Source organism: Sphingobium sp. SA916 (assembly GCF_002894065.1).
GTDB lineage: Bacteria > Pseudomonadota > Alphaproteobacteria > Sphingomonadales > Sphingomonadaceae > Sphingobium > Sphingobium fuliginis.
On the sequence record NZ_LXYF01000050.1, the window covers coordinates 30,976 to 52,534 of the forward strand.

The following is a 21,559-nucleotide window of genomic DNA, read 5'->3' on the forward strand; positions in this document are numbered from 1 at the left end:
TGCAATTTATCCCACTGAACGGGAAAGCCGCACGCCTGTAAAGAGATGTTCAACAGGGCAAGGCCATTTCCGGCCCCCGCCCGATGAGGAGACAAGACATGATCGAACTGCGTCCCTTCGACAGCCTCGGCGGCGCCAATCACGGCTGGCTCGATGCCAAACATCATTTTTCCTTCGCCGGCTATCACGATCCCGCCCGCATGCACTGGGGCAATCTGCGCGTCTGGAACGACGACACCATCGCGCCCCAGACGGGCTTTCCGCCGCACCCGCACCGCGACATGGAAATCATCACCTATGTCCGCGAAGGCGCGATCACGCATCAGGACAGCCTGGGCAACAAGGGCCGGACAGAGGCCGGCGACGTCCAGGTGATGAGCGCGGGCACCGGCATCCGCCATTCGGAATATAATCTGGAGGATGTGACGACCCGGATCTTCCAGATCTGGATTCTGCCCACCCGCGACGGCGAAGCGCCAAGCTGGGGCGCCCGGCCCTTCCCCAAGGGCGACCGCGCCGGTCAGTTCGTCACCCTTGCCTCCGGCTACGACAATGACAATGACGCCCTGCCGATCCGCACCGATGCGCGGGTGGTGGCGGCGACGCTGAAGGCCGGGGAGAGCGCGGAATATCCGATCGGCCGCGACCGCAAGGCCTATCTGGTGCCGGCAACCGGCGCGATCCGGATCGACGACGTGCGCGTCAACGCCCGCGACGGCGCGGCGATCAGCGACATGGACGTGATCCGCGTCACCGCGATCGAGGACAGCGAGATCGTCCTGGTGGACGCGGCATAACGAAAGCAGGAGCGGACGCGGCCCTTGGGCCGTGTCCCTTCACCCTGCGCATGAGGAGGACGGCCATGCTGAATATCGCCCCGCCCGAGCTCAGCCCCGCCGAATGGCGCGATGTGAAGGCTGCCCTGATCGCGGTGGCCGATTGCGGCTGCGGCGATCCGGCGCCCGCCGGACCGCTGCGCGCGCGCCTTTCCCATGCGCTGAACGCGATCATCGGCGCGCCCCGCGCCGCCCGCACGCCGCCCGCCGATCTTCTGCCCCTGCGCGATTTCCTGTGCGAGACCGGCCGCACGCGGCAGATTGCCGAACGGCACATGCCCGCCCTTTACGAAAGAGGCTTTTCCCGGCGGCAGATCGATGCGCTGGCGCTCCTGGGCGCCTGATTTCGTCGCGACGGCCCACCGCGGGAGCGCGGTCGAACCGGCGATGAAAAGCGCGTCCGAGCGATAGAGACACAACGCGGCCTCCAGATGAAAGGGGTGGCCGCGACGAAGCCGTTGCGGCTGCCCTTCAAGCCGATCCTGCGATGCACCGGCGAAACGCCCTGCCCTGTCACGCCGCAACGACGCCGCCCGCATGGCGGCGGACACCCGGCGCAACCGCTTGCGAAAAATGCATTGACATGCACTTTTTATGCTTCTAGCGAATTATGCATCACAGTATATATTTGAATAACAAACCCTTCCAGCGAGAGGAGACTTGGGATGAAGCTGTCCGTTGCGTCCGCCACATGCGTCGGTGTGAGCTTGCTGGCACTTGTCGCTCCGGCCATGGCGCAGACCGCTCCCCAGGTCGACGGCGCCCAGCTCCGGTCGGAAGACCCGGCCGACGCCGGCACGGACGCCGGCGCCAGCGACATCATCGTCACCGGATCGCGCATCGTGCGCGACGGCTATACCGCGCCCACCCCCGTGACGGTCGCCACAACGGAGGATCTGGTCAAGGCGACGCCCACCAACGTGCCCGATGCGCTCAACAAGCTGCCGCAGTTCCAGAACAGCTCCAGCCCCTCGCGCAGTTCCCATAACTTCGCCAACAGCGCCAGCCATGGCAATGTCCTCAACCTGCGCGGCGTCGGCGGCAACCGCACGCTGATCCTGTTCGACGGCATGCGCGTGGCGCCCACCACCTATCAGGGCACGGTCGACACCAATGTCATCCCCAACGCCCTGCTCCAGCGCGTCGACATCGTGACGGCGGGCGCATCGGCCGCTTATGGGTCGGACGCCGTGGCGGGCGTCGTCAACTTCGTCCTCAACCGCAAGTTAACCGGCCTCACCGGCAGCGTCCAGGCCGGCGTGTCGCAGCGCGGGGACAATGGCAATCAGCGCATCAGCCTGGCCGGCGGCATGGACCTGTTCGGCGGGCGCGGCCATCTGCTTCTGTCGGGCGAATATTATAATAATGACGGCATGCTGCGGTCCGACCGCAAGGGCGGCAATTCCAACTATGTCTATGTCGGCAGCGTGCCCGGCAGCAGCGCGACGCCGGGTTCCAACGCCAATCCACGCATCCTTCAAAACAATATCCACCTGATCTTCGCCAGCGACAACGGCAAGATACTGGACGGCCCCTTCGCCAATTACCAGATCAACGGCGACGGCACGATCCGGCCCTTCGACAACGGCACGCCGACCGGAACGGCGGCGTTCAACATTGGCGGCGACGGCTTCGTCATCCCGTCGGACGTCCATGCGGTCGCGCCGCTGCGCACCTACCAGACCTTCGGCCGGTTCAGCTACGATGTGACGGACGACATCAATTTCTTCGTGCAGGGCAATTTCACCCGCAGCGAACTCAGCTATATCAGCCAGTCCAATGCCTGGGTCGGCACGCAGAACGCCCCCGTCTTCCAGGGCAACCCCTTCATCCCCGCCCAGATCGAGGCGGCGCTGACCCCCGGCCAGCAGTTCAATATCGGCAAATATTCGGGCGACAGCGCGAAAAAGCCCTTCACCCAGGAACGCACCGATTTCTGGATGGCAACGGCGGGCCTCGAAGGCAATCTGGGCGACGGCTGGAAATGGTCGGTCAACTATACCCATGGCAGTTCCAGGCACAGCGTCGACCAGCATGGCCTCTACGACTATCAGAAGGCCTATGCCGCGCTGGACGCCGTGCGCGACACCAACGGCAATATCGTCTGCCGCCCGACGCTGAGCGCCGATCCCGTCATCCGGGCGCGCTTCGCCGGATGCCAGCCGCTCAACATCTTCCTGACCGGCGACGCCTATACCAACCAGCCGGGCTATGATTATGCGACCGGCACCATGTCCTATGACGCGCGGATCAAGCATGACGCCGCCGCGCTGCAGTTCCAGGGTTCGCCCTTCGAACTGCCGGGCGGTCCGGTGGACATCGTGGTCGGCGGCGAATGGCGCAGGCAGTCGCTGGACCTCACCAGCAACAGCGATCCCTCGCTGCTCGACACCGCCGCTGAACGCAGTGAATATTTCGCCGGCCTGCGCGGCGTGTCCTCGACCTCCCTCTTCTACTGGCTGACCAATGTGGGCCAGGCGCAAGGCAGCGTGACGGTCAAGGAAGCCTTCGGTGAAATCAACCTGCCGATCGTCAGGGACATGCCCTTCCTCAACTCGCTGGAACTGAACGGCGCGGGCCGCATCACCGACTACAGCACGTCGGGCCAGGTCGAAACGTGGAAGGTCGGCCTCACCTGGAAGCCGGTACAAGACATATTGCTGCGCGGCACCATCTCCCGCGACATCCGCGCGCCCACTTTGTTCGACCTGTTCGCGGGCGACCAGAGCGGCATCGGGCTGCTGACCGATCCGGTGTCGGGCCAGAGCGGCAACGTCTCCACCGTGTCGGGCGGCAACCGCCTGCTCGATCCGGAAAAGGCGAAGACCAGGACCTTCGGGTTCGTGCTGACGCCGCGCTTCCTGCCCGGCTTCAGCCTGTCGGCAGACTATTTCAACCTGAAGATCGACGGCGCCATCGGCACGCTCGACACCACGCGGATCGTGCAGAACTGCGTCGCCAATGCCTCTGCGCCCGAATGCGCGCTGATCACCCGGCCAAGCCCGACCGCCTTCCCCAGCCTGGTCCGCATCGCGGCCGCCAATATCGCCAGGCTGGAAACGGCGGGCGTCGACATCGACGCCAGCTATGCGACGCGCCTTGGCAACGGCAATTTCAGCGCCCGCGCCTATGTGAGCTGGCTCGACAAATATGTGACGCAGAGCGCGGCGGTGCCCGCCTATGACTCCGCGGGCTACGGCATCAACAATGGTCCCATCGCCCGGCCGAAATGGCGCGGCACGCTGAACCTCAACTATGTCAGCGACGGCGGGCTCACCATCTTCGTCTCCGAACAATATACCGGTCCGGTGAAGGTCGGATCGCGCGAACCGAACAACAATTATTCCGGGGCGAAGGCGCCTTCGGTCTGGTACACCGACCTCACCATCAGCCAGAAGATCGAGGGTTGGGGCGGCAGCCTGGAGCCGTTCATCACGATCAACAATCTGTTCGACCGCGATCCGCCGCTGGTGGCCGCCGATATTCCGGGCGTGAACCTGCCGACGATCATCTCCACCTATGACACGGTGGGACGGGCGTTCGCCGCCGGCGTCCGGTTCAAATTCTGATCACGGGGCAGGCGGCGCACCGAAGGGACGCAGCCCGCCCTTCATGGGGAGAGATGGGGTGAAGGCAGCAGCATTTCTGGCGGGCGCCGCCTGCCTTTCGTTGGTCGGCGGCAGCCTGGTCGCGGCCGCTCCGGCAGGTCCGGTGGTGGCGACCGCATCCGGACCCGTGCGCGGCGTGGCGCAGGGCGAAGGCGGCGTCTTCAAGGGCATCCCCTTCGCACAGACGACCGGCGGCTACCATCGCTGGACGCCGCCGCGCCCGGCCGCCCCCTGGACCACCCCTCGCGACGCCTCCCGCTTCGGCCCGATCTGCCCGCAGCCCGAGACCCCCCATGAACGCGGCGCTCCGCAAAGCGAGGACTGCCTGTCGATCAATGTCGCCACCCCCTCGTTCGACGGCAGGATGCCGGTTCTGGTGCTGATCCATGGCGGCGCCTTCTTCGTGGGTTCGGGCGCGGAACTGTTCGACGATGCCGCCCGGGTCTATAACCGGCGCGGCATATTGGTGGTGTCGCTCAACTATCGGCTGGGGCGGCTCGGCTTCTTCTCGCACCCCGGCCTGCGCGCGGAGCAGCCGGGGGCGCCGACCGGCAATTACTGGCTGATGGACCAGGTCGCCGGTCTGAACTGGGTGCGCGACAATATCGCGCGCTTCGGCGGCGATCCGGACAAGGTCACGATCATGGGCTGCTCGGCGGGCGGCTCCAGCATCAACGCGCTGGTCGCCTCGCCCCGATCGCGCGGCCTGTTCGCCCGCGCCAGCGCGCATAGCGGCGGCGGCATCAACAATGCGACCCGTCCGCAGGCGCAGGCGGAGCGGGAGGGGGTCGCCTTCGCCGCGCGCGCGGGCGTGACCGGCGAGGGCAAGGAGGCCATCGCCGCCCTGCGCAGGCTCGATCCGGCGGCGGTCATGGCGGCCGATCCCGGCCCCCCCAATTTCGGCGCGGTGGTCGACGGCGAGATGATCCCGGAGGAAACCGCCATCGCCTTCGCCCGGGGGCATATCGCCCGCGTCCCCTATATCGCCGGCTCCACCAGCAATGAAGCGAGCATCTTCGGCCTGATGGGCTTTGACGAAAGGGTGCTGAAGGACCGCTTCGGCATCGACATGGCGGCGGTGCGGAAGGTCTATGATCCGCAGGGCAGGCTGCCCCCGGCGGAACTGCTGCGGCAGGTGCAGACCGATTTCATCTTCACCGCGGCGGCGACCGCGACGGCGGCTCTCGCGGCGCGCTGGCAGCCAAGCTGGTCCTATCATTTCGCCTATGTCCCGCCCGCCGAGCGCGGCAAGGCGGCGGGCGCGCCGCATTGCGCCGATTTCGGCTATACGCTGGGCGCGGCCAAGGCGTCGCAGGGCGCCGAAAACGCGCGTCTGGCCGCGATGATGCAGGATTATTGGGCGAATTTCATCAAGGACGGCGACCCCAACGGCCTTGGGTCGGGCAACAGGACTCTGCCGCGCTGGACGGAATATGAAGGCCCTCATCGCGGCCCGCTGCTGATCGACCGCAGGACCGCCGTCGCGCCCGATTTCCGGGCCGGGCAGATCGCCTATTGGTGGCGACTCTGGGCCGGCCGCACCGGCCAGACCCTGCCCTGAGCGAAGGAAGACGATGGCCCGGCGTCCGATCTGACGCAGCGTCCTCCTGGCCTCAGCCAATGGGTCCGATGCGGACGGACCCGCCGGTGGCAGGAACCGCGCCAAGGCCGCGATAGTCGACAATGGCGGGATGCGGGGTCTCCATCGGCCGGTGATGGGTCGCGGTGACGACCAGGATGCTTGCGCCCGCACGCTCCGCCGCCATGATTCCCGCCACCGAATCCTCGATCACCAGACAGCGGTCCGCCGTCGTTCCCAGACACTCGGCGGCCAGATGGAAGCAGTCCGGCGCGGGCTTGCCGCGTTCCACATCCTCCGCCGCGACCAGCAGCGGCGGAACGGGCAACCCAGCGGCCTGGATGCGGCGCAGCGCAAGCTGCCGCGGGGCTGAGGTGACGACGGCCCAGCGGCAATCGGCCAGCGCCGCGAGAAACGCCGCCGCGCCCTCGATCGCCTCGATCCCGTCGACCGTATCGATCTCCGCCTGGGTGACGAGCGCCGCCTCCGCCACGGGATCGACGCCGGGCAGGCCCAGCCGCCCGATCGTCTCCACCGACTGCACGCCATGGACGGTCGGCAGGAAAGCCTCGACATCCAGTCCATGGCGCAGCGCCCATTCGCCCCAGACCCGTTCCGCCACCTTGATGGAGTTCAGGATCGTGCCGTCCATGTCGAGCAGCACCGCATCCACGGACCTGTGTTCCATCGGCACCGCCATCCTTGCGAAAAGACCATGCGGGCGGACCGGCATCCGCCCCCCGACCGCCTCCTACACAGGACCGCCGCGAAACGCACGCCCGTTTCGATCCGGCGGCTCGCCGCCGGATCGCCAGGTCACTTCGCCGTCGTCTCGACCCTGGCGTGGCTGCCCTCCTCGCTCGGGCGTATCCTGCCGCCGAACAGCATCTTGAGCTTTCCGGTCAGCGACACGTCCGCCTCCCACAACTCCGCCTCGTCGATGTCGAAGCGCAACAGGGCCAGATTGGGGTCCGACCTGCCGCCCGGGAACCAGGCTTCGACCGTCGTCGACCACAGCTTGTCGATCATCGCCGGATCATTGTCGATGCGCGCGCGACCGGCGAAACAGGCGAAGAAATCGTGCCCCTTGGAAACGAACTGGCCCATCGCCGCGCCGCCGCCGGCCAGACGGTTGTCCTTGCCCACGAAGAACCACAGCGTATCCACCTGGTCCTTGTCCAACTGGACGGTCAGCGGCTCGCTATGCTGCCCGCTGCCGGTCAGGCCCAGCATCATGAAGGGGCTGTCCGACATGCGATCCCACAGATGTTCCTTCAGCTTATGCGCATCGCTCATGATCATCTCCCGATTATGGAACGGACTATACGAATGGCGGGCGCGAAGGGTCCGCCCGCGCGGCGGGATGAAGCCGATCCGCCGCCCGGGCGTTGTCCCCCCGATGCAGGGAAGAAGGGAAGGAGAAGAAGTCAGATGACGATCCGCTGGCCCGCCCAATTGATCATCGCGCGCCATGGCCAGAGCGCCGGCAATGTCGCGCGGGACGCCGCCCATGAAGCGGCGGCCGACCGCATCGCCCTGTCCATCCGCGATGCCGACGTGCCGCTGAGCGATCTGGGGCGGGAACAGGCCGCTTCGCTCGGCCGCTGGTTCGCGCGCCAGCCAGAGGATTGCCGTCCGGATGTGCTGCTGTCCTCCCCCTATTTGCGCGCCTGCCAGACCGCCCGGCTCTTCCGCGAACATGGCGGCGCGGCGGGGGAGGAGCCGATCTGCTTCGACGAGCGGCTTCGCGAAAAGGAGTTCGGCATATTGGACGGCCTCACCACCGGCGGCATCCGCAACATCTTCCCCGACCAGGCCGAATTCCGCCGCCTGCTGGGAAAATTCTATCATCGCCCGCCCGGCGGGGAGAGCTGGTGCGACGTCATCCTTCGCCTGCGGTCGGTGATGGACACCATCTCGCTCCACTATGCCGGGCGGCGGGTGATGATCTTCAGCCATCAGGTCGTGGTGCTGTGCATGCGCTATATATTGGAGAGCCTCACGGAAACCGAGATTCTCGCCATCGACGCGAAGGGGGACGTCGCGAACTGCGCCGTGACCGATTATCGGCTGGAGGCGGATGCGGGCCGCGACGGCCGGCTGGTCCTTCAGCGCTACAATGTCACCGCGCCGATGGAGGAGGACCGCACGCCCGTCACCAAGGCGCCCGACGCCATTGCGGGAGCGCGCGGATGAGCCCGCCGCGGATCGACCGCCGCTGGCTGTACGACCATCCGCTGCCGGGGCTCGCGGACGCATCGGACAAGAATGAGCGCGGCCGCGTGGTTGTGATCGGCGGCGCCGAATTCGTCCCCGGCGCCCTGCGCCTGACGGGCGAGGCGGCGCTCAGGGCGGGGGCCGGCAAGGTGCAGCTGGCGACGGTCCAGTCGGTCGCGACCGCGCTGGGCGTGCTGGTGCCCGAGGCGTCGATGCTGGCGCTGCCGTCCGACCGCAATGGCGAGATCGCCGCCCAGGCCGTGGCCATGCTGGAGGCGCATGTCGGACGATGCGACGCCATGGTCCTGGGACCGGGGATGAGCGTCAGCGACCGCACCGACACGCTGGTGGCGCGCCTGCTCGCGTCCCCGCGCCAGGGCCTTGGCGTCGTGCTGGATGCGGCGGCGCTGACCTCCGCCCGCGACCTGGCCCCCGTCATCGCCAGCCATGAGGGCCGCGTGATCATGACGCCCCATCGCGGGGAGATGGCGATCTTCGCGGGGATGGATGAAGCCGCCGTCGCCGCCGATCCCGAAGGCGTCGCAGCCGACATGGCCGGCCGCTTCCGGTCGGTCATCCTGCTCAAGGGGCAGGAAAGCATATTGGCCGATCCGTCCGGCCGGCTGCTCCGCTTCGACGGGGGCTGCGTAGGCCTGGCCACGGCGGGATCGGGCGATGTTCTGGCGGGCATCATCGGCGGCCTGCTGGCGCGTGGGGCCGATCCGTTCCGCGCCGCCGCCTGGGGCTGCTGGCTGCACGGGGCGGCGGGACGGGTGCTGTCGGAAGAGATCGGCAGGATCGGTTTCCTGGCGCGCGAACTCGCCGCCGTCGTCCCCCGCCTGCTGGATGAGACGATGACCCCGCCGCAGGATGGGTGAGACGGAAGCGGACTTCGCTTCGCTGCCCTCGTCCCGCCTCATCCCGGCCGGGCCATGGGACCAAAGGCCGGAGAGAAGAGGCTGGCCGCCGGCAGGCCCTGCTGATAAGCCATTGGCCGGGCCTCCATGCCCTGGGGAGACATGCCGCCGATGATCTTTGCCGACTTCCTCCGCAATCGTCGCCGCGAGCAATTGTCGGATCAGGATCTCGCGGCGCTGGAGGCCAGCGTCAGCCAAGTCCGCAAGACCCATGCGCGCCAGCTGCTCGCCCATGCGGGCGAACCGATCGCATGCAGCACTTACCTGATGGAAGGGTTCATCTGCCGCTACATGGACGACCGCAACGGCCTACGCCAGCTCGTCGCCGTCCACGTCCCCGGCGATTTCGTCGACCTCCACGGCTATCCGCTGGGGCGGCTGGACCATGATGTCGCGACCCTCAGCGCTTCCAAGATCGCCATGGTCCCGCATGAGGCGCTGGACGGCCTGCTGGCCCAGCGGCCCAATCTGACGAAGCTGCTGTGGTTCAGCACGCTGCTGGACGCCGCCATGCACCGGGAATGGATATTCCGCCTCGGCCGGCTCGACGCCGTCGCGCGGATCGCGCATTTCTTCTGCGAGATCGAGGCGAAGCTGCGCGCCGTGGGGCTGAGCGACGGCAGCCGGTTCGCGCTGCCGCTGACCCAGGCCGATCTGGGCGAGGCGTGCGGCATGACGTCGGTGCACATCAATCGCATGTTGCGGGAACTCCGGGAACGGGAACTGCTCCAGGTTCAGCGCGGCAGGGTCACCATCTCCGATCTCGCCGCGCTGCGGCGGCTGTGCGATTACGACCCCTCCTACCTGTTCATCGGCGGCTGAGGGAACCGCATCCGTCTGCGGAGCGTCCTTCCCACATGAACGGAAGAGGATGGTCCATGCCCCGAGACGGCGTTTTCGATGAATCCGGCAAGGCCTATGCAGAGGAAGGACAGGTGATGCTCGACGGCCCGGACGGTGTCGCCATCAGCATGACGCCGGATGCCGCGGAAGAAACGGCGAACGAACTCATCAGGGCGGCGTCGGAGGCGCGGCAACAGATCGACGACAGGGAGAGCGGCGCGTCCGGCTCGTGACGCGCATCGGACAGGCTTGACTTGATCGAAATCAATCTGCGACGCATTCAGGGCGGCCGCTTCCCATGGTAATCGCCGATGCTCCTGCCCTGAAAGGAGATGACGTGGAGACCTATTCGACCGAACAGGCCCTGGCGGGGGTGGATGGCCTTGACGACATTCTCTCCGGCGGGCTCACCCGCGGCCGGGTCTTCCTGCTGGAAGGCAGTCCGGGCACGGGCAAGACCACCATCGCGATGCAGTTCCTGATCGAGGGCGCTCGGCGCGGCGAACGCTGCCTCTACATCACCCTGTCCGAAACCGAGGACGAGATGCGCGAGAGCGCGGCATCGCATGGCTGGACCCTGGAGGGGGTGGACCTGTTCGAACTGGTGCCGCCCGAAAGCCTGCTGGACGAGCAGCAGCAGCAAAGCCTGCTCTATTCGTCCGACCTGGAACTAGGCGAGACCACCCGCCGCATCTTCGATGCGTTCGAGCGGGTCCGGCCGGACCGGGTGGTGCTGGACAGCCTGTCTGAAATCCGCCTGCTGGCGCAAAGCTCGCTGCGCTACCGCCGCCAGATACTGGCGCTCAAGCACTTCTTCTCGAAACAGAATGCGACGGTGCTGATGCTGGACGACCTGACGGCGGAGGTGGCGGACAAGACCGTGCACAGCGTCGCCCATGGCGTCATCCGGCTGGAGGAACTGTCGCCCGGCTACGGCCCGGAGCGCCGCCGGATGCGCATCATCAAATATCGCGGCCGGCATTTTCGCGGCGGCTTCCACGATTTCGTCATCGAGAAGGGCGGCGTCCGTGTCTTTCCCCGGCTGGTGTCGGCCGAACACAAGACCAGCTTCGTTCGCGACGTGCTGAAAAGCGATTCCGGCGAACTCGACGCCCTGCTGGGCGGCGGGATCGAGCGGGGCTCCAGCGTGCTCGTCCTCGGCCCGGCGGGCACCGGCAAATCCCTGCTCGCCCTCACCTTCGTCACGGCGGCGATCCGGCGCGGGGAAAAGGCGGCGATGTTCGTCTTCGACGAGGAGATGGGCCTGCTCTTCAAACGCGCCCTGGGCCTTGGCATCGACATGCAGGCCATGGCCGGGAGCGGCGACCTGATCGTCGAGCAGGTGGACGCGGCCGAACTGTCCCCCGGCGAATTTGCCCAGCGGGTGCGCAACTGCGTGGAACGGCATGGCGTGAGGACCGTCGTCATCGACAGCCTGAACGGCTATCAGTCCGCCATGCCGGAAGAAAATGCGCTGGTCCTGCACATGCATGAGCTGCTGCAATATCTGAACCGGCAGGGGGCCACCACCTTCCTGACGGTCGCGCAGCATGGGCTGGTGGGCGACATGAAGACGCCGGTCGATGTCACCTATCTGGCCGACACGGTCATCCTGCTGCGCTATTTCGAAGCGCTGGGCCGGGTGCGCCGCGCCATGTCGATCATCAAGAAGCGGACCGGATCGCATGAGGACACGATCCGCGAATTCCGCATCGGATCTTACGGCATTCGCCTGGGCAAACCGCTGGTGGGCTTCCAGGGCGTGCTGCGCGGGGTTCCGCATTTCGTCGGCAGCCCGCCGGCGCTGCTCGAAGACAAGAAGGCGTGATACCGCATCTTTCCGAACGGGCGCTGATCCTCGCTCCCGTCGGGCGCGATGCGGAGATCGCGGCATCGATGCTGGCCGAGGCGGGATTGCGGTCGCAGATCTGCCGGGATCTTCCCGCCCTGCTGAACGGCATCGACCATGGCGCCGGCTTCGCGCTGGTGACGGAGGAGGCGCTGCACAATCGCGACCTGCACCCGCTGGTCGGTTGGTTGCAGGATCAGCCGGAATGGTCGGACTTCCCCTTCATCCTGTTGACCCGCCGCGGCGGCGGGCTGGAGCGCAACCCATCGGCGTCGCGCTATCTGGAGATGCTGGGCAACGTCAATTTCCTGGAGCGGCCCTTCCACCCCACCACGCTGATCAGCCTTGCCCGTTCGGCGCTGCGCGGCCGCCGGCGGCAATATGACGCCCGCGCGAGGCTGGAGGAACTGCATCGCGGCGCGGAGAAATATCGCACCCTGTTCGATTCGATCGAGGCGGGCTTCTGCATCATAGAGATGATCTTCGACGAAGCGGGGAAGCCGGTCGACTATCTCTTCATAGAGACCAATCCCGCCTTTGCGCGCCATACCGGGCTCAGCGATGCGGTGGGAAAGCGGATGCGCTCGCTCGTGCCGGAGCATGAACAGCATTGGTTCGACATTTACGGCCAGGTCGCCTGCACCGGCGAGGCCGTCCGCTTCGAGGACGCGGCCGATGCGCTGGGCGGCTATTGGTACGACGTCTATGCCTTTCGCGTGGGCGACCCCAGGGCGCCCCAGGTCGCCGTGCTGTTCAACGACATCACCGAACGCCGCCGCATGGAGGCAGCGCTTCGCCAGAGCGAGGAGCGCCTGCGCGCGCTCAACGAAACGCTGGAGGAGCGAGTGCAGCAGCGCTCGCATGAACTGGAACTGGCGCAGGAGGCGCTGCGCCAGTCGCAGAAGCTGGAATCCATGGGCCAGTTGACCGGCGGCGTCGCCCATGATTTCAACAACCTGCTGACGCCGATCGTCGGCAGCCTCGACCTGCTCCATCGCCGCGGCCTGGGCACCGATCGGGAACGGCGACTGATCGAAGGCGCCCTGCAATCGGCCGACCGGGCGAAGATGCTGGTGCAAAGGCTGCTTGCCTTCGCGCGGCGGCAACCGCTGCAGCCCACCGCCATCGACATTGGGGGATTGGTGCGGGACATGCGCGACCTGATCGTCAGCACGTCGGGCCCGCGCGTGCAGGTCGAACTGGCGGTGGCGGACGACCTGCCCGCCGCTCATGCCGACGCCAACCAGATCGAAATGGCGTTGCTGAACCTGGCGGTGAATGCGCGCGACGCGATGCCGGACGGCGGGCAGCTTCGCATCGGCGTGAACTGCGACAGCATGGCGGCCGACAACCGGCTGCATCTGCGGGAGGGGCGATATGTCAGGCTGTCGGTGGCCGACACCGGCATCGGCATGGACCAGCAGACCGCAGAAAAGGCGATAGAGCCCTTCTTCACGACCAAGGGCGTGGGTCAGGGGACCGGCCTTGGCCTATCGATGGTGCATGGCCTGGCCGCGCAGCTGGGCGGCGGCCTCACCATCGAAAGCGCCGTGGGCCATGGCACGACGATCAGCCTCTGGCTGCCGACCAGCGAGATCGAGGCCGGGAAGGAAGCCGCCGGGCCGGACATCGCCCCGGTCAAGCTGGACCATGGCATGGCGCTGGTGGTGGATGATGAGGAACTGGTGCGCGCCAGCACCGTGCACATGCTGCGCGAACTGGGATATGACGTGCTGGAGGCCAGCTCCGCCGAACATGCGCTCGCGATCATGAAGGCAGAGCCGGGCATCGACGTGCTGGTCACCGACCATCTGATGCCCGGCACGACCGGCACCGACCTGATCGAGCAGGCGAGGGCGCTGAAGCCGGAGATCAGGGCGCTGCTGATTTCCGGCTATGCCGAAAATGCCGGAATTTCGGCGGAACTGCCACGGTTGACCAAGCCCTTCAAGCAGATCGATCTGGCCAAGAGCCTTGCGGCCCTGTGAAGGCGGCGTGCGGCTGCCGGCGTCCGACCGTGGGTTTCAGGCACATTATGCATGGAATTGCGGAGGTTGGCGTGGAACTTTTCTGACGCGACTGCGTAACGACTCCACGATGCGCGGGCGATCCTCGCGCCGGGGGCAAGCGCAATGGGCAGCGCAGGGGGATGAACGAAAATGGCATGGGCTTTTGGCGGCGCGGCGTTCGGCGGAGTGGCCGTGGGCCTTCTGTCCCTATACGGTACGGCCGCCCAGGCGCAGAGCATCGAAGAACTGCGCGACATGCCGATCGCCGCGCTGTCGAAGCTGGACGTCACGTCCGTCACCCGGTCGGCGGCTTCGCTGGCCGACTCCCCGGCATCCATCTATGTCATCACCCATGACGACATCGTCCGTTCAGGCACGCTGACGCTGCCCGGCATTCTCCGGCTCGCCCCCAATCTGCAGGTCATGCGCGGCGGCCCCAACGATACGGTCGTCGCCGCCCGCGGGCTTGGCGGCAACGACGCCGCTCAGAATTTCTCCAACAAGCTGCTCGTGCTGATCGACGGGCGCAGCGTCTATTCGCCGCTTTATTCCGGCGTCTATTGGGACATGCAGGACATATTGCCGGAGGATGTCGACCGCATAGAGGTGATCTCCGGCCCCGGCGCCACGCTCTGGGGATCGAACGCCGTCAATGGCGTGATCAACATCATCACCCGCGACGCAGGGGCGACACAGGGCCTGTACGGCACCGGCGTGGTCGGCAACAGCACCTATGATCTGGGGCTGCGCTATGGCGGCCATGCCGGCGGCAACGCCAGCTATCGCCTGTTCGTGAAGCGCCATGAGAATTTCGAAAGCGCGTCGAACGCGGACGACGGCAACCGCCGGACCCAGGGCGGCTTCCGCTTCGACTGGAACGCGACCCCCGCCGACGCGCTGATGGTGCAGGGGGACGGCTATTACGGCTCCCGCTCGCGGGGGACCGCGCCCGACGAGAGCCTGCACGGCTACGACCTGCTTGCCCGCTGGCGCCATGGCGCGGCGTCCGGCGCGACGCTTCAGCTCCAGGCCTATTACGACCACACCGCCCGCAAGATCGAGGATGACGGCGGCCGCTTCGCGCTCGACACCTTCGATGTGGAGGGGCAGCACAGCTTCACCCTGGGGCGCAACCACAGCATCGTCTGGGGCGGCGGGGCGCGCCTCGGCCGCTATGTGATCCGCGACATTCCCGGCCTGGACTTCGTGCCCGAGCGGCGAAACCTTTTCGTCGGCAATCTGTTCGCGCAGGACAGCATCGCCCTGACGCCGTCCATCACGGGCACGGTCGGGGCCAAGCTGGAGCAGCGCAGCTACATGGACCTCACCTTTCTCCCCAGCGTTCGCCTGTCCTGGAAGCCCGACCCCGGGACCCTGGTCTGGGGCGCGGTCTCCCGCGCGGTGCGTTCCCCCACCCCCTTCGACGAGGATGTGGTCGAATCCATCGAAGGCACCGTCTTCCTGACCGCCCTTCCAAGCTTCCGCTCCGAAAAGCTGACCGCCTTCGAACTGGGCACGCGGCTGATGCTCTCGCCCCGCGCGTCGCTTTCGGTCTCGGCCTTCTACAATGTCTATGACGACCTGCGGACGGTGGAGCCGGCGCCGGAGGGGCTGCTGCCGCTGCGCTGGGGCAATGGGATAAAGGGCGACAGCTATGGCTTCGACGCCTGGGCCGACATCCGTCTGGCAAGCTGGTGGCGGCTCAAGCCCGGCTACAGCCTGCTGATCCAGAAGTTCCGCTTCAAGCCGGACTCGGTGCCCCTGCTCGGCGTGTCGCAGGTCGGCAACGATCCCAAACACCGCGCGACGCTGCGCTCCTCCATGGACATCGGGCCGGAGGTCAATGTCGATTTCGACCTGCGCTATGTGTCCGCCCTGCCCGACCCCCATGTGCCGGGCTATGTGGAGCTGGGGGCAAGACTGGGCTGGCAATTCGATGAGCGCGCCGAACTGTCGGTATCGGGCTTCAACCTGCTGCACCGCCGCCACCGTGAGCTTCCCGCTTCGCAGGCGACGCCGCTCCGCCGCAGCGTGTTCGTGGCGCTCAAATGGACGATCTGAACCCTTCACCGCGCGGCAGGCGGGCACGACGCCGGCGATGGGCCGCCCTGTCCTGTCTCGCGGCGGCCGCGATCGTCGTTCCGGCGCCGGTGCCGGCCAATTCGCCGACGACGCTGGAACGCGCAATCCAGGCGAATTTCCTGTTCAAGTTCGCGCCCTTCGTGGAATGGCCCCCGGCGGCATTTTCCGGGACGGAAAGGAATTTCGTCATCTGCGTCGTCGGAGAGGACCCGTTCGGCACCCTGCTCAACGAGGTGGTGCGCGGCCAGAAGATGGTCGGCCGGCCGGTGGTGGTGCGGCGTGCTGGCGGCGAAGCGGGCCCGGCCGGCTGCCACATCCTGTTCGCCGGACACTCGACCGATCCCGGCTATGCGCCCTTCGCGACGACCGAGGGGCAGCCGGTGCTGACGGTCGCGGACAAGAGCGCGGGGCCCAGCGGCGCGATGATCGAATTCGTGCGGCAGAGCGGCCGGGTGCGGTTCCAGATCGATGACGGCGCGGCCCGGGCCAACGGCCTCAAGATCAGTTCCAAATTGCTGGGCCTTGCCATCGCGGTGAACCGGAAATGAAGCAAGCGACCCCAAGCCGGCTCAGCCTGGGCAAAGTCGTCGGACAGATGGCGACGCCGCTTTCCGCCGTCCTGATCGCCTTCCTGCTACTGGCCGCCGGGCTGGCCGCCGCCATCCAGCTCGAACAGCTCGGCCGCGTCGAAAAGCTGCGGCAGACGACCGTCCAGGCGCAGGTTCTGGCCAATGGGATCGCCGCCCCGCTGGCGTTCGAGGACGATGTCGCGCTCCAGGAATATCTGAACGCGCTGAAGGCCGATCCCCAGATCGTCGCGGTCGCAGCCTATGACGGCAAGGGCGCCTTCGCCGCCGGCTTCGCGCGCCCTCCCGCCCGGCTGCCCAAGCGGGCGGAGGAGGCCAGCCGGGACGCGCCGCCCGCCGCGCTCGCCGTCACCGTTCCGGTGAAGCAGGGCAGCACGCGGCTCGGCTCCGTCTATCTCCAATCCACCATGGACAGCCTGTCGCGCCGCCTGACCCGCTATCTGGGCATCGCCGTCATCGTCATCGCGGCGTCGGTGCTGATCGTGATGCTCGCCGCCTCCTATTCCTCGCTGCGCCGCGCGCACCAGGCTCTCCAGGCGGAAATCGCCAGCCGCCAGCAGGCCGAAGAGGCGCTGCGCCAGTCGCAGAAGATGGAGGCGATGGGCCAGTTGACCGGCGGCGTCGCGCATGACTTCAACAATCTGCTGATGGTCGCTTCCGGCGGTCTCGACCTCATGGAACGCACCCAGGACGCGGCCAGGCTGGAAAAGCTGCGCGCCGGGATACGCCAGGCGCTGGACCGGGGCGCGAAACTGACGCGGCAACTGCTCGCCTTCTCCCGCCGCACCCCGCTCAACCCGGAGGTCGTCGACCTGCGGGAGCGGATCAGGGGCATGGATGCGCTGCTCGAACGATCGCTGGGCGAAAGCATAGGGGTGACCATGCACCTTCCCGCGGACCTCTGGCCGGTGGAGGTGGATGCGTCGGAACTGGAGGTGGCGATCCTCAACATCGCCCTCAACGCCCGGGACGCCATGCAGAAGGGCGGCACCATCGTCATCGAAGGCGCGAACCGCCCGGTCCATGGCGACCTGCCCGACCGGGTGCAGATCGCGGTGACGGACAGCGGCGCCGGCATCGCGCCGGAACTGGTCAACAAGATCTTCGAACCCTTCTACACGACCAAGGCGGTCGGTCAGGGCACGGGGCTTGGCCTCAGCCAGGTCTACGGCTTCGCGCGGGCGTCGGGCGGGGAGGTGCTGGTCGACAGCATCGTCGGCAGGGGGACGACCATCACCCTGCTGCTGCCGCGATCCCTGCTCGCGCCCCGGGAAAGCGACAGGCCGGCCGAACCCGTCGGCGCCTCCGGCAGGCAGCGCATCCTGCTGGTGGAGGATGACGACACGGTGGCCGACACGGTGGGCGGCATGCTGACGACGCTGGGCTATGAGATGGAGCGGGTCGACAATGGCGACGCGGCGCTGCGCCGGCTGGAGCGGGCGGACGATTTCTCCCTGATCCTTTCCGACATGATCATGCCGGGCGAGGTCGGCGGCATGGAGCTGGCGCTGCGGATCAGGAAGCACTGGCCGCATCTGGGCACGATGCTGATGACGGGCTACAGCGCCGCGGCGGCCTCCGCCGCGAAGGAGGGCGTGCCGCTGCTGGCCAAGCCGTTCACGATCCAGGACCTGTCGGTCCACCTGATGGCGGCGCTGGACCACAGCAAGGCGTGACCGCCGTCCCGCCACAAGCCGCGCCTTCACCCCCCTCAGCCCGGCAGCTTGGCCAGGATGATCGCGCAAATCGCGATCACCAGTCCGAACGACAGCGTCGCCAGAAAGACGACATCCAGCGATTGCCTGACCCGATCCACCATCGACATCTTGTTTCTCCCTCATCGAAAACCCGCTTCGCGCCGCCATTCTGGAGCGCGCCGCGGTGAACCGGACGCAAGATCGCGCGCGCCGGATCTTTATCGCCGCATCCCTTCAGGCGGAAAGCCGGTTGCCGCCTTCGACCGGCTCAGGGCGTGATCAGGACCTTCAAGGCCTGGGTCTTCGCCGCCCGCCCGAAAACGTCATAGGCGTCCAATATGGCGTCCAGCGAAAAGCGGTGGGTGACGAGCTGCCCGGCGTCGATCTTCTCCGCAGCCACCGTCTTCAGCAGCATCGGCGTGGTCACCGTGTCCACCAGCCGGGTCGTCACCGTGATATTATGCGACCAGAGCCGTTCGAGATGCAGGTCTGCCTTCCTGCCATGCACGCCGATATTGGCGATCACCCCGCCCGGCGCGACAAGGTCCTGGCAAAGCTCGAATGTGGCAGGGACGCCGACGGCCTCTATGGCTGCGTCGACGCCCTGTCCGTCCGTCAGGCCCCTGACGATCTCCACCGGGTCTTCGGACCGGCTGTCGATGGTGCGTGTGGCGCCGAACCGCCGCGCCACGGCCAGCCGGTTGGCGTCCATGTCGATCATGATGATCTGCGCCGGAGTATAGAATTGCGCGGTCAGCAGCACCGCCAGCCCGATCGGCCCCGCGCCCACGATCGCGACGCTGCTTCCGGGCGCGACCTTGCCGTTGAGCACGCCGCATTCGAAGCCGGTCGGCAGGATGTCGCTCAGCATCACCAGCGCTTCCTCGTCCATCCCCGCCGGAATGGGATAGAGGCTGGTGTCGGCATGGGGTATGCGGACATATTCCGCCTGCGTCCCGTCGATCTCGTTGCCCAGCAGCCAGCCGCCGGTCCTGCAATGGGAATAGATGCCGCGCCGGCAATAGTCGCACCGTCCGCAGGCAGTGATGCAGGAAATGAGGACATGGTCGCCGGGCGTGAAGTTGGTGACGGCAGGCCCGACGGAATCGATCACCCCGACGCCTTCATGCCCCAATATGCGGCCGGGCGCGCAACCCGGCACATCGCCCTTCAGGATATGAAGATCGGTGCCGCAGATGGTGGTGTGCGTCACGCGGACGATCGCGTCGCCGCCCTCCGCGATCTGCGGCTTGGCCCTTTCGCCCAGGCTCTTCTCGCCCGGTCCTCCATAGATCAAGGCTTTCACGATGGCCGATCCCTTCCAGATGGTTCGCCTCAGTGGCGATCCCCCGGAAGTTCCTCTCACCGGCCCTTCATTCCTATCCGTAGATTCCCGGACGGCGCCTGCCTGAACGCGCAAGCGGTCCTTGCCTCATCCTCTTGCCCGCCGGCCCGTGCCTAGAAGGCGACATTGTCGGCGCCCTTGAGGTCAAGGATGGCGCGGGTCTCCTCCGCCGTCGCGACCTCCAGCGACAGAAGTTCGAGGATGGACCGGATCAGCGCGACCTGCTCCGCATTGGATGTCGCCAATTTCCCCTTCCCTGCGAACAGCGAATCCTCCAGCCCCACCCGGACATTGGCGCCGTTCAGCGCCCCCATGGTGACGAACGGCAATTGAGCCGCCCGCTCGCCATCACATCTTCCGCTATGGCGGGCGCTTCCTGACGGACAACTTCCCCTGTTCCCGAATCCGGATCGTGCCGCTGGACCGCGACCGGATGGTGGGGCTTTTCAACCTCGGCATCGAAATACCGTTAGCGCCCTTCTTCGGCAGCATGGGCGTGGCGCGGCCGACCGCACGCGGCAGGGTCGATTCCTCGCCGCCCGCCATCCATCGTGGTAATATGGACAGCCACGCCACGCGCAAGGCGCTTCGCAACATGATCGACTTTCTGGGCGAGGCAGCGTTGCGGGCGATGGCTCGTCGACCGCAACAAGGGCGTGCATGTCGTGCTGCCGAAACGGTTGTTCGCGCAGTAGCGGCCGCTTCCCTGCGCGACAGGGCCGCTCCCTACAACGCCCGCAAGGCGCGGGCCGGCCGCACCGACATCAGCGGGATCGACCCCAACAGCCCGATCCCCAGTGTAAGCACCGCCCCCGCGCCCAGGGTCGAGAGTACGAGCAGCCAATCCGGCGCCCAGTGGAAATCGAATATCCGCACGATCACGAACCAGCCCGCGCCAAGGCCAAGGCCAAGCGCCACCAGCGCCAGCACACCGGCCAGCAGCGCATATTCAATGCCCTGCGCGCCCAATATCTGCCAGCGGGTCGCGCCCAGCGTCTTCAGGATCACACTGTCATAGGCCCGTGCCTGGCGCGACGCCGCAATCGCCCCGATCAGCACCGCGATCCCTGCCAGGATCGCGACCGATCCCGCCAGCACGATGGCCGTGGACATCTGCCCCAGCAGCACCGTGACCTGCGCCACCACCTCGCCCACGGCGATGATCGAGACGGAGGGGAAGGCCGCCAGCAGCGTGCGCGTCATCGCCCCTTCCGACGCGCCCTTCATCGTGATCGTCGCCGACAGGCTGTGCGGCGCGCTGCGCAGCGTGTTGGGGGAGAAGACCATGATGTAGTTGAAACCCATCGTCTCCCAATTGACCTGCCGCAGGGAGGCGATGCGCGCCTCGATCTCGCGCCCCAGCACGGACACGGTGAGCGTGTCGCCGATGCCGACGCCCATCACCTCCGCCGCCTCGCGGTCGAGCGAGACGAGCGGCGGCCCGGCATCGTCGCGGGGCCACCATTGCCCTTCGACCAGTTCCGACCCCTCGGGCAGAGCCTCGCTATAGGTGACGCCCCGCTCACCGCGCAGGAACCAGGCGCCCTCGGGCAGTTCCTTGAGGTCCGCCACCCGCTGCCCGCCATAGGCGACGATCGTCCCGCGTAGGGTCGGCACCATATTGACCTTGGCACCCGGCGCCTCCCTGCCGACCAGCGCAAGGAACCTGTCCCTGGCGGCGATGGGGATGTCCAGCACGAACTGGTCCGGCGCGGTGCGGGGCACGGTGTTGCGGATTTCGGCGCTGAGGCTCGACTGGATCGCCGCCAGCGTCACGAACAGCGTCAGGCCCAGCCCCAGCGCCACCACCAGCGCCGACGTCTGCGCACCGGGCCGATGGAGATTGGCGACCGCCAGCCGGGCAAGCGGACGACGCGGCGCGGGCAGCCGACGCGCGACGCGCCGGACCAATAGGCCGATGCCGGTCAGCAGCGCCAGCATGGCCGCGACCGCGCCCAGCATCGCCGCCGCGAACCAGGGCTCCCGCGCC

The 21,559-nt window shown here is 67.1% G+C and carries 17 protein-coding genes and 1 pseudogene; 13 read left to right on the forward strand and 5 right to left on the reverse strand.

What is annotated here, in order from left to right; all coding sequences use genetic code 11:
- Nucleotides 1-98 precede the first annotated feature (98 nt).
- The 4 genes from A8G00_RS15765 (at nucleotide 99) to A8G00_RS15780 (ending at nucleotide 6,005) form a co-directional block, all read left to right on the forward strand.
- Entirely contained in the window at nucleotides 99-797 is a 699-nt protein-coding gene (locus tag A8G00_RS15765) for a pirin family protein (protein WP_025548712.1), read from the forward strand.
- 65 nt (nucleotides 798-862) lie between these two features.
- Complete coding sequence (locus A8G00_RS15770; protein WP_025548714.1) at nucleotides 863-1,180, forward strand: hypothetical protein; 318 nt, start codon at nucleotides 863-865, stop codon at nucleotides 1,178-1,180.
- A gap of 321 nt (nucleotides 1,181-1,501) precedes the next feature.
- Nucleotides 1,502-4,405, forward strand: a complete 2,904-nt coding sequence (locus tag A8G00_RS15775; RefSeq protein ID WP_103001105.1) for a TonB-dependent receptor — start codon at nucleotides 1,502-1,504, stop codon at nucleotides 4,403-4,405.
- Nucleotides 4,406-4,463: 58 nt separating this feature from the next.
- Nucleotides 4,464-6,005 carry a carboxylesterase/lipase family protein gene (locus A8G00_RS15780; protein WP_099186663.1) on the forward strand — a complete coding sequence of 514 codons (1,542 nt, stop codon included), beginning with the start codon at nucleotides 4,464-4,466 and terminating at the stop codon, nucleotides 6,003-6,005.
- 52 nt (nucleotides 6,006-6,057) lie between these two features.
- Here A8G00_RS15780 and A8G00_RS15785 read toward each other — a convergent pair whose 3' ends face one another.
- Nucleotides 6,058-6,711 (reverse strand): HAD-IA family hydrolase, encoded by a 654-nt coding sequence (locus A8G00_RS15785; RefSeq protein ID WP_253258017.1) that lies wholly within the window; start codon nucleotides 6,709-6,711, stop codon nucleotides 6,058-6,060.
- Nucleotides 6,712-6,839: 128 nt separating this feature from the next.
- A complete protein-coding gene (locus A8G00_RS15790; RefSeq protein WP_025548719.1) occupies nucleotides 6,840-7,319 on the reverse strand; it encodes a pyridoxamine 5'-phosphate oxidase family protein in 480 nt (159 codons plus the stop codon).
- A 135-nt stretch (nucleotides 7,320-7,454) separates the two neighbouring features.
- On the opposite strand from A8G00_RS15790, the gene A8G00_RS15795 reads away from it, so the two are divergent.
- The 9 genes from A8G00_RS15795 (at nucleotide 7,455) to A8G00_RS15835 (ending at nucleotide 18,203) form a co-directional block, all read left to right on the forward strand.
- Entirely contained in the window at nucleotides 7,455-8,219 is a 765-nt protein-coding gene (locus A8G00_RS15795; protein WP_103001107.1) for a histidine phosphatase family protein, read from the forward strand.
- Nucleotides 8,216-9,118, forward strand: coding sequence for an NAD(P)H-hydrate dehydratase (locus tag A8G00_RS15800; protein WP_103001108.1), 903 nt, complete (start codon nucleotides 8,216-8,218; stop codon nucleotides 9,116-9,118). The genes A8G00_RS15795 and A8G00_RS15800 overlap by 4 nt, the downstream gene beginning before the upstream one ends.
- Nucleotides 9,119-9,268: 150 nt before the next feature.
- Nucleotides 9,269-9,979, forward strand: a complete 711-nt coding sequence (locus A8G00_RS15805) for a Crp/Fnr family transcriptional regulator (RefSeq protein ID WP_025548724.1) — start codon at nucleotides 9,269-9,271, stop codon at nucleotides 9,977-9,979.
- Between the two features lie 56 nt (nucleotides 9,980-10,035).
- Nucleotides 10,036-10,233, forward strand: a complete 198-nt coding sequence (locus A8G00_RS15810) for a hypothetical protein (RefSeq protein ID WP_044660946.1) — start codon at nucleotides 10,036-10,038, stop codon at nucleotides 10,231-10,233.
- A gap of 104 nt (nucleotides 10,234-10,337) precedes the next feature.
- Nucleotides 10,338-11,828, forward strand: a complete 1,491-nt coding sequence (locus A8G00_RS15815) for an ATPase domain-containing protein (RefSeq protein WP_044660947.1) — start codon at nucleotides 10,338-10,340, stop codon at nucleotides 11,826-11,828.
- Nucleotides 11,825-13,837 (forward strand): ATP-binding protein, encoded by a 2,013-nt coding sequence (locus A8G00_RS15820; RefSeq protein WP_025548728.1) that lies wholly within the window; start codon nucleotides 11,825-11,827, stop codon nucleotides 13,835-13,837. The genes A8G00_RS15815 and A8G00_RS15820 overlap by 4 nt, the downstream gene beginning before the upstream one ends.
- A gap of 171 nt (nucleotides 13,838-14,008) precedes the next feature.
- Nucleotides 14,009-15,919, forward strand: coding sequence for a TonB-dependent siderophore receptor (locus A8G00_RS15825; RefSeq protein ID WP_025548730.1), 1,911 nt, complete (start codon nucleotides 14,009-14,011; stop codon nucleotides 15,917-15,919).
- The gene (locus A8G00_RS15830) at nucleotides 15,907-16,488 is read left to right on the forward strand and encodes a YfiR family protein (protein ID WP_025548731.1); all 582 of its coding nucleotides are present in this window, start codon (nucleotides 15,907-15,909) and stop codon (nucleotides 16,486-16,488) included. Before A8G00_RS15825 ends, A8G00_RS15830 begins: the two co-directional genes overlap by 13 nt.
- Nucleotides 16,485-18,203 (forward strand): ATP-binding protein, encoded by a 1,719-nt coding sequence (locus A8G00_RS15835; protein ID WP_025548733.1) that lies wholly within the window; start codon nucleotides 16,485-16,487, stop codon nucleotides 18,201-18,203. The genes A8G00_RS15830 and A8G00_RS15835 overlap by 4 nt, the downstream gene beginning before the upstream one ends.
- Before the next feature lie 289 nt (nucleotides 18,204-18,492).
- Here A8G00_RS15835 and A8G00_RS15840 read toward each other — a convergent pair whose 3' ends face one another.
- From A8G00_RS15840 to A8G00_RS15855, 3 genes and pseudogenes are all read right to left on the reverse strand, one after another.
- Complete coding sequence (locus tag A8G00_RS15840; RefSeq protein WP_025548735.1) at nucleotides 18,493-19,530, reverse strand: zinc-dependent alcohol dehydrogenase family protein; 1,038 nt, start codon at nucleotides 19,528-19,530, stop codon at nucleotides 18,493-18,495.
- 152 nt (nucleotides 19,531-19,682) lie between these two features.
- A pseudogene (locus A8G00_RS15845) lies at nucleotides 19,683-19,901 on the reverse strand (3-keto-5-aminohexanoate cleavage protein); the annotation flags it as partial.
- Between the two features lie 394 nt (nucleotides 19,902-20,295).
- Nucleotides 20,296-21,559: FtsX-like permease family protein (locus A8G00_RS15855; RefSeq protein WP_146032599.1), on the reverse strand; the 1,264-nt coding region annotated here is incomplete at its 5' end.